Source organism: Pseudomonas graminis, assembly GCF_900111735.1.
GTDB classification, from domain to species: domain Bacteria; phylum Pseudomonadota; class Gammaproteobacteria; order Pseudomonadales; family Pseudomonadaceae; genus Aquipseudomonas; species Aquipseudomonas graminis.
Window position 1 is genome coordinate 70,557 of the sequence record NZ_FOHW01000001.1, and the last position, 6,982, is coordinate 77,538.

Annotated in this window: 8 protein-coding genes and 1 pseudogene; 3 read left to right on the forward strand and 6 right to left on the reverse strand. The window is 64.1% G+C overall.

Annotated elements, in window-relative coordinates; translation table 11 throughout:
- Positions 1 to 148: 148 nt before the first annotated feature.
- A complete protein-coding gene (locus BMY98_RS00330) occupies positions 149 to 1,225 on the reverse strand; it encodes an NAD(P)H-dependent flavin oxidoreductase (protein WP_074883133.1) in 1,077 nt (358 codons plus the stop codon).
- A gap of 79 nt (positions 1,226 to 1,304) precedes the next feature.
- Between BMY98_RS00330 and acuR the strand changes: the two genes are divergently transcribed.
- Both acuR and acuI read left to right on the forward strand, forming a co-directional pair.
- Entirely contained in the window at positions 1,305 to 1,943 is a 639-nt protein-coding gene (gene acuR / locus BMY98_RS00335) for an acrylate utilization transcriptional regulator AcuR (RefSeq protein ID WP_074883136.1), read from the forward strand.
- 48 nt (positions 1,944 to 1,991) lie between these two features.
- Positions 1,992 to 2,975, forward strand: a complete 984-nt coding sequence (gene acuI, locus BMY98_RS00340; protein ID WP_074883139.1) for an acrylyl-CoA reductase (NADPH) — start codon at positions 1,992 to 1,994, stop codon at positions 2,973 to 2,975.
- Here acuI and BMY98_RS00345 read toward each other — a convergent pair whose 3' ends face one another.
- The 5 genes from BMY98_RS00345 to copC form a co-directional block, all read right to left on the reverse strand.
- Complete coding sequence (locus BMY98_RS00345; RefSeq protein ID WP_074883142.1) at positions 2,976 to 3,419, reverse strand: RES family NAD+ phosphorylase; 444 nt, start codon at positions 3,417 to 3,419, stop codon at positions 2,976 to 2,978.
- Positions 3,419 to 3,868 carry a type II RES/Xre toxin-antitoxin system antitoxin gene (gene parS, locus BMY98_RS00350; protein WP_245759995.1) on the reverse strand — a complete coding sequence of 150 codons (450 nt, stop codon included), beginning with the start codon at positions 3,866 to 3,868 and terminating at the stop codon, positions 3,419 to 3,421. Before parS ends, BMY98_RS00345 begins: the two co-directional genes overlap by 1 nt.
- A gap of 182 nt (positions 3,869 to 4,050) precedes the next feature.
- Positions 4,051 to 5,172 (reverse strand): bifunctional DNA-binding transcriptional regulator/O6-methylguanine-DNA methyltransferase Ada, encoded by a 1,122-nt coding sequence (gene ada / locus BMY98_RS00355; protein WP_074883146.1) that lies wholly within the window; start codon positions 5,170 to 5,172, stop codon positions 4,051 to 4,053.
- A 106-nt stretch (positions 5,173 to 5,278) separates the two neighbouring features.
- Positions 5,279 to 6,142, reverse strand: coding sequence for a copper homeostasis membrane protein CopD (gene copD, locus BMY98_RS00360; RefSeq protein WP_074883149.1), 864 nt, complete (start codon positions 6,140 to 6,142; stop codon positions 5,279 to 5,281).
- A gap of 4 nt (positions 6,143 to 6,146) precedes the next feature.
- Complete coding sequence (gene copC, locus BMY98_RS00365; RefSeq protein ID WP_074883151.1) at positions 6,147 to 6,533, reverse strand: copper homeostasis periplasmic binding protein CopC; 387 nt, start codon at positions 6,531 to 6,533, stop codon at positions 6,147 to 6,149.
- Positions 6,534 to 6,663: 130 nt separating this feature from the next.
- On the opposite strand from copC, the pseudogene BMY98_RS00370 reads away from it, so the two are divergent.
- Positions 6,664 to 6,852 (forward strand): annotated as a pseudogene (locus BMY98_RS00370) (RidA family protein); the annotation flags it as partial.
- Between the last annotated feature and the right edge of the window lie 130 nt (positions 6,853 to 6,982).

Sequence of the window (6,982 nt, forward strand, 5' to 3'; positions counted from 1 at the left end):
GGGCTCCGGGCTAGCGAACGGAATAAGGAAAAGCGCCAACCGGACGCCGGCCCAACGCTATGCAGCGAAATATATAGCGACTCCTCTCTGCGCGGAAGCCGGATCTTGCCTCGCTCCTGTTTTAAATCGGCGGTTTTAAATCACCGGCTTAACGCCCGGCCAGCCGCTCAAGGGCGCCGATGGCCAGGGTCCGGGTGAGCTCTTCTGCGGACAGCGAGTGCTTGATGCCCACTGCCTGACCTGCCCAGAGATTCATGAAACCGTCGTCGCCCCGGGGTTCAGCCTTGCTGCGCAGGGGCATCAATGCGCCGCCCGCGGTGGGGAAGGCCGGCGCGGCAGCGGCCATGGGCCCGATCTCACCCATGATGCGATTGACGATGCCCCGGGCCGGGCGACCGGTGAAGATGTTGGTGATAGCCGTCTGGCTGTCCTGGGCACGGCTCAGTGCCGCCTGATGCAGCGCCGACGTCTTGGCTTCAGGGGTGAACAGGTAGGCCGTGCCGAGCTGAACCGCTGACGCGCCGAGCATGAACACGGCGGCGATCCCGCGACTGTCGGCAATGCCGCCGGCGGCGATGACCGGCACCGTCACCGCATCGACGATCTGCGGCACCAGCGCCATTGTGCCGACCTGGGTGTGCAATTGATCGCTGAGGAACATGCCGCGATGGCCGCCAGCCTCGTAGCCCATGGCGATGATCGCATCGCAACCCCGCGCTTCGAGCCACACAGCTTCTTCCACAGTGGTCGCGGAAGAAAGCACCTTCGCACCGGTGGCCTTTACCCGCGCCAGCAGTGCAGCCTCGGGCAGACCGAAATGGAAGCTGACCACTTCCGGCTTCAGCTCTTCGATCAAGGCGCAGGCCGCCTCATCAAAGGGCGCGCGATTGGATGTGGGAGTGGGGGCATCGAAGTCGGCGCCCAGTTCGTTGTAGTAGGGCTTGAGCAGGTCTTTCCAGTCGGCGTCGGCCTGTGTATCGGGCAGAGGATTCTGGTGGCAGAAAAAATTCAGGTTCAGCGGCGCATGGGTGCCCGCGCGGATCCGCGCCACTTCTTCGCGAATCTGCGCCCGGGTCAGCATGGCGCAGGGCAGCGAGGGCAGGCCACCGGCTTTGCCGACCGCGACGGCCATCGCCGACCCGGACGCCCCGGCCATGGGCGCTTGCAGGATGGGCAGTTCGATGTCCAGCAGTTTGAGCAGGCGGGTATCGGGCCAGGCGATCATTGGCAGAGTCTCCAAAGCGAAAAGAGCAAGAGCAAAGATGCGGTTGATTTAATAGACGCTCGGTCTAATATGCAACCCCATGAACGATATCATTGCAAAACCCCGACGCCCCGGCCGCCCACCCAAAGTGGCACGCCCCGATGACTTCGACACCCGCGAGGCGCTGATCCGCTGCGGCGTGGAGATACTGACCGAACAGGGCTTCATGGCCACGGGCATCGACGGCATCCTTAAACGCGTCGGCGTGCCCAAAGGCTCCTTCTATCACTACTTCGCCAGCAAAGAGGTGTTCGGCCTCGCGGTGCTCGACAGCTACGCCAGCTACTTCGCCCGGCGCCTGGATCGCTGGCTGCTGGATGAAACGCTGTCGCCGCTGGAACGGCTGGCCGGGTTCGTTCAGGAATCGAAGGTCAACATCGCCCGCCACGATTTTCGGCGCGGCTGCCTGGTGGGCAACATGGGCCAAGAGGTGAGCGTCCTGCCAGCGGGCTTTCGTGAGGCGCTGGAAAAAGTTTTCCTCGACTGGCAGGTGCGCCTGACGGTGTGCTTCAAGGCGGCGATCGCTGCGGGCGAACTGCCGTCACGCACCGACTGCTCAGAGCTGGCGGCGTATTTCTGGATCGGCTGGGAGGGTGCCGTGCTGCGGGCTCGACTGGTGCAGAACGAGCAGCCGCTCAATACCTTCATCATCGGATTTCTGCGCGGATTGCCGCGCTGATGTTTTCAGGTCTGGTTATAGACGAGCGGTCTAAATAGGAGAAGGGCAATGTTTAAAGGCATCCTGATCAACAAAGACAACCACGGCTACCGAGCCGAGGTGACAGACATCGATGACAGTCAGTTGCCCGAAGGCGACGTCACTGTTCGCGTCAGCCACAGCACATTGAATTACAAGGACGGCCTGGCGATCACCGGCAAAGGCCCGATCGTGCGGCAGTTTCCGATGGTGCCCGGCGTGGATCTGGCCGGCACGGTCGAGGACAGCAGCGACCCGGACTTCAAACCCGGCGATCAAGTGCTGCTCAATGGCTGGGGCGTCGGCGAAGGGCACTGGGGCGGGCTGGCGCAGAGGGCGCGGTTGCAGGGCAAATGGCTGATACCGCTGCCGAGCGCATTCACGCCGGCGCAGGCTATGGCCATCGGCACGGCGGGCTACACCGCAATGCTCGCGATCATGGCGCTGGAGAAAAACGGCGTGACCCCGGACAAGGGTGATGTGCTGGTGACTGGGGCCAATGGCGGTGTCGGCAGCTTCGCCATCGCACTGCTGGCGAAGCTCGGCTACCGCGTTGTGGCCTCCACCGGCCGCTTGGGCGAGAGCGACTACCTGACGTCCCTCGGCGCAGCGGAAATCATCGATCGTGCCACGCTGGCCGAACCGGGCAGGCCATTGGCGAAAGAGCGCTGGGCCGGGGCGATCGATTCGGTGGGCAGTCACACCCTGGCCAACATTTGCGCCAGCACTCGGTATTGGGGCACGGTCGCCACCTGCGGTCTGGCCCAGGGCATGGACTTTCCGGCGTCGGTCGCGCCGTTCATTCTGCGCGGCGTGACCCTGGCCGGTATCGACAGCGTCATGCGCCCGCGCCAGGACCGCATCGACGCCTGGGCGCGTCTGGCCCGGGATCTCGATGTGTCGCTGTTGCTGTTGATCAGCCGGGAGATCGGCTTCAGTGAAGTGGTTGAAACCGCGCACCTGCTCATGGACGGGCAGATACGCGGGCGCATCGTGGTCGATACCCGGCGCTGATCAGCCGCAGGTGAAGGGGCGCACGTCGAGCACCCTGACCTGCGCCATGGCAGGGTGACGGGGATTGAGCAGCAGGTTGCGCGTGTGGGTGATGGTCGCCGACGGCACGATCAACCCGAGTTGCTCGCGCCGCTCCAGCCAGGCAGTGCCGAAATCCATGCTGGGTCGATCCGCCGGCGTGACGTCCCAGCCGGGCGGCAGTTGGGCGAGAGCAGGCTGCCAATACAGCCCGGGGTCATCCGGCAACTGCAAGTGAACGAGCTGGAAACCTGGCTGCGGCAGGCTCGCGCATTGAATCAGCGTGTCCAGCGCGCAGCCTGACGCGCTCAGCGCCAGGTAGACCGCCGGCTGGTCGGCATGATTCCAGCGCCCGCCGAACTGCGCGGCGCCCGTGCCCGACAGATCGTTCGCGGCACTGTCCTTGCTGATTTTCCAGGCCCGCATTAGACGACCCCGCCATGCTGCAAGGCGCTGAGCACCCGGCGTGCCTGGCGCGCGCCGATTTCGGTTTCGCACAGGGCGATGGGCGTTTGCCCGTTGAGTGCGCGGTTGGAGGCCACCATCCAGCGGCGGGCGGTGTTCTGGTCTTCGAAGAGCTCGGCGGCGTGGGTGGCGAGGGCGGCAACCCGGTCGAGGCGCTCGGAGCCGACGATGTCCAGCGGCCGTTGCTGACGCTGGCGGCGTTCCAGGGTGGAGACCGAGGTGGCCAGCAAGGCTTCCAACTGGCTGTTGCTCAACCGGAATGCATTGCGCAGCACCTTGACCCAGCCGGGCGGGAAGCCCGAGCGGATGTAGTCCAGCCGTTCGGTTTCGTTGCGTGCGTTGAGCTGGTCGGCGATCAACCAGAATGAGGGGGCGGTGTCGGTTATCGCTGCTTGAAGAGTCGAAGGCACGTCCATGCTCCTTGTGAGATCCGGTGCAGCGACCTTACGCCGCTGTCAGGGTTTCTCAAGCGCGAAGCTGTTACCGGCGTTTGCATGCTTCGCGGCTTTTTGTAGGGCCGGCTTCTTTTGTATGTCTGACTTCTTTTGTATGCCTGACTTCTTTTGTAGGACCGGCTTTAGCCGGGAAGCTTCTAGCGGGTCTTTGCGACGTTCGCTGCCGGACCGGATGCTTGCTCCGCTGCTCGACCCTCGCGATCAAGAAGCGCACGTTTGCGCTCGACACCCCAGCGATAACCCGACAACGCGCCATCGCTGCGCACCACGCGGTGACAGGGAATCGCCACGGCGATGTGATTCGCCGCGCAGGCCAAGGCGACCGCGCGACTGGCGGTCGGCGCGCCGATACGCTGGGCGATTTGCGCGTAGCTCGCGGTGGTGCCCGGCGGGATCTGCGCCAGGGCCTGCCAGACCCGCTGCTGAAACGCCGTGCCCTGCAAATCCAGCGGCAGGTTCAGGCCCAGCTTCGGCGCCTCGATAAACCCCACCACCTCCGCCATCAGCTGCTCGAAGTCGGCATCGCCGCCGATCAGCGTGGCGCTGTGAAACTGGTCCTGCAGGTCTTGCACCAATCGGTTCGGGTCATCGCCCAGCAGAATGGCGCACACGCCGCGCGCACTCTGAGCCACCAGAATCGCGCCGAGAAAGCACTCGCCGACGGCAAAACGAATCTCTAGCGCGACGCCGCCCTTGCGGTAGTCGGTGGGGCGCATGCCCAGCAATCCTGCGCTGGCTTCGTAAAAGCGGCTGTTGGAATTGAAACCAGCGTCGTACAGGGCGTCGGTGATGCGCCCGCTGCCGGTCAGTTTGCTGCGCACCTTGTCGGCGCGGTGGGCGTTGGCGTAGCCCTTGGGCGTGAGGCCGGTAACGGCTTTGAAGACGCGGTGAAAATGCCACGGGCTCATGGACGCGTGGGCGGCCAGTTCGGCGAGGGTCGGCAGCCATTCCGCTTCGGCGATAAGTCGGCACGCCCCGGCGACCACGGCGGCATGCTGCTCAGCCAGACCGGTGCGCTCGGCGGCGGCACGTTTGCTCGGGCGAAACCCGGCGGCTTCGGCCTCGGCGGCAGTGTGAAAGAACACCACGTTTTCCGGGCGTGGCAAGCGTGCGCTGCTGCCGGGGCGGCAGTAGACGCCGGTGGTGCGTACGCCGTAGACGAACAGCCCGTCGGCGCTGGCATCCCGGGACACCACGGCGTTCCAGCGCGGATCGAGCTCGACGCTTTCGGAGGACTGATTGCTCGGTTGGCGGCTCATTGGGCGGCTCTCTGACGGTTCACTGGCCTGTACGTTAGCTGCTGTGATGGAAGGCGACACTCCGAGTCTTGCGCTCAAACTTTTGCCTTCATGTCAGTCTGTTCGATCAGCCCAGCATCGGCGGCAAGGTGCCGAGCAACGACACCGCCGCCAGCGCACCCGCGCCAAACAGGCCTTCCAGCAATACGCTCAGCCTCAGGCGCGCCATCGGCAAATCAGCCGCTCGGGCCAATTGCCGGTTCAGCGCGGCCAGCACCAGCATGCCCAGGACCATCACGACCTTGACGGCCAGTACCAGGCCGAACCCGGCAAAGGCCGGCTCAGGCCAGAACCCGCCGCTGAGTGCACGAACGTTGATCAGGCCCGTAGCAATGATGAGCGCCACCAGCCCGTAGCCGATGCCGCTGAAACGCCGCAACACGGTTGCGAGTTCGACACCCTGATCAGCCCTCAGCAGCAGGGCCAGCATCAGCAAGCCGCCGAGCCAGGTGCCGACGCCGAGCAGGTGCAGCATCTGGTTGAGGATCAACAGCTGGCCTTTCAGCCCGTCGAACATCGCGCCGTGACCCACCGGCGCCAGTGTGATCAGCAACAGGGTGTTGAGGGCCAGCAGCGCGCTCGGTCTCACCCGGCGATTGAGGATGACAACCAGCGCGTTCAGCAGCAGATGAACGACCCACACGTGACCGAACCAGGTATTGCCCAGCACCAGCCCGACGGTGGAGGGGTCGATTGCGCTGCTCCAGTCGCTGCTCAGATAAGCAGCCGTCAGCATCAGCCAGGCCACCGCGCTCGCGAGGGCAATGGCGGCAAGCCAGCCGGTCAGCCGACTCAGGCGAGTTGCTGCCGGGCTGGCTTCAAAAGGTTGCAGGTGCCGGGCAAACAACAGGCTGCGGAACGCGCCGACCCCGAACAGCAACAGCACTGCGCCAAAGTGGATGAGGCGGCACAGGATCAGTCCTTCGTGCATGAGGTTATGGCGTCACCTGAAAGCGGTAGGTGCCTTCGCTCTTGTGGGTGTCCACCGATACGGCGTGCCATTCCACCTTGTATTTGCCCGGGACCATCGGCACGGCCGGGGTCACGATCAGGACTTTCTGGTTGTTGGGATCGGTTTCGACAGTGCGCGTCTGGATGATTTCCGTCGGCGTGTCGGGCGCGTCCAGGCTGATCACCACCTTGGTGAATTTATCTTCGACGCCTTCGGAGAAAGTCAGGCGCAACTCTTTTGGCGCGCTCACTTCGCTGTCGGCAGCGGGTTGCTGGCTTTCCAGATGGGCGTGGGCAAAGGCAGCAGTGGAGGTCAGACAGGCCAGCAGGGACAGGCAGGAGAGGGCGTGCTTGAAACGTTGGGCAGACATCGGCGGGACCTTTGCTAGGGCGGCAGTTGCAGCGAATGGATGACGGAATCGACGACGGTCGACTCGGGATGATCGGATCGCTACTAGACCAGAAAGTGCAGAGGGACTCCAGCGATTAAGCCGGCACTATATCTTCGAACTGACGCTGCTGATGGTTGATCACTCGGAAGAGCGGTTGCGTCTATGGGTCGAGCAGGCTGATCTCGTATGGGCTGGCACTATGAAGCCGGTATGCACACTCATCCCCGTCCCTCGCCTGGCGCTGGACGGCATGCTGATCGAGATCGAAGCGGTGGCGGCGCTTAGGCCCAGAGACTGACTGGTTTTTAGTGGGACCGGCTTCAGCCGGTCAGAGGCCAGTATGAACACCATAAACTCTGCAGCGCGACTGCCGACGCCTTCCCGGCTAAAGCCGGTCCCACTGGGGGTACGCGGTCGATTAGTGGGAC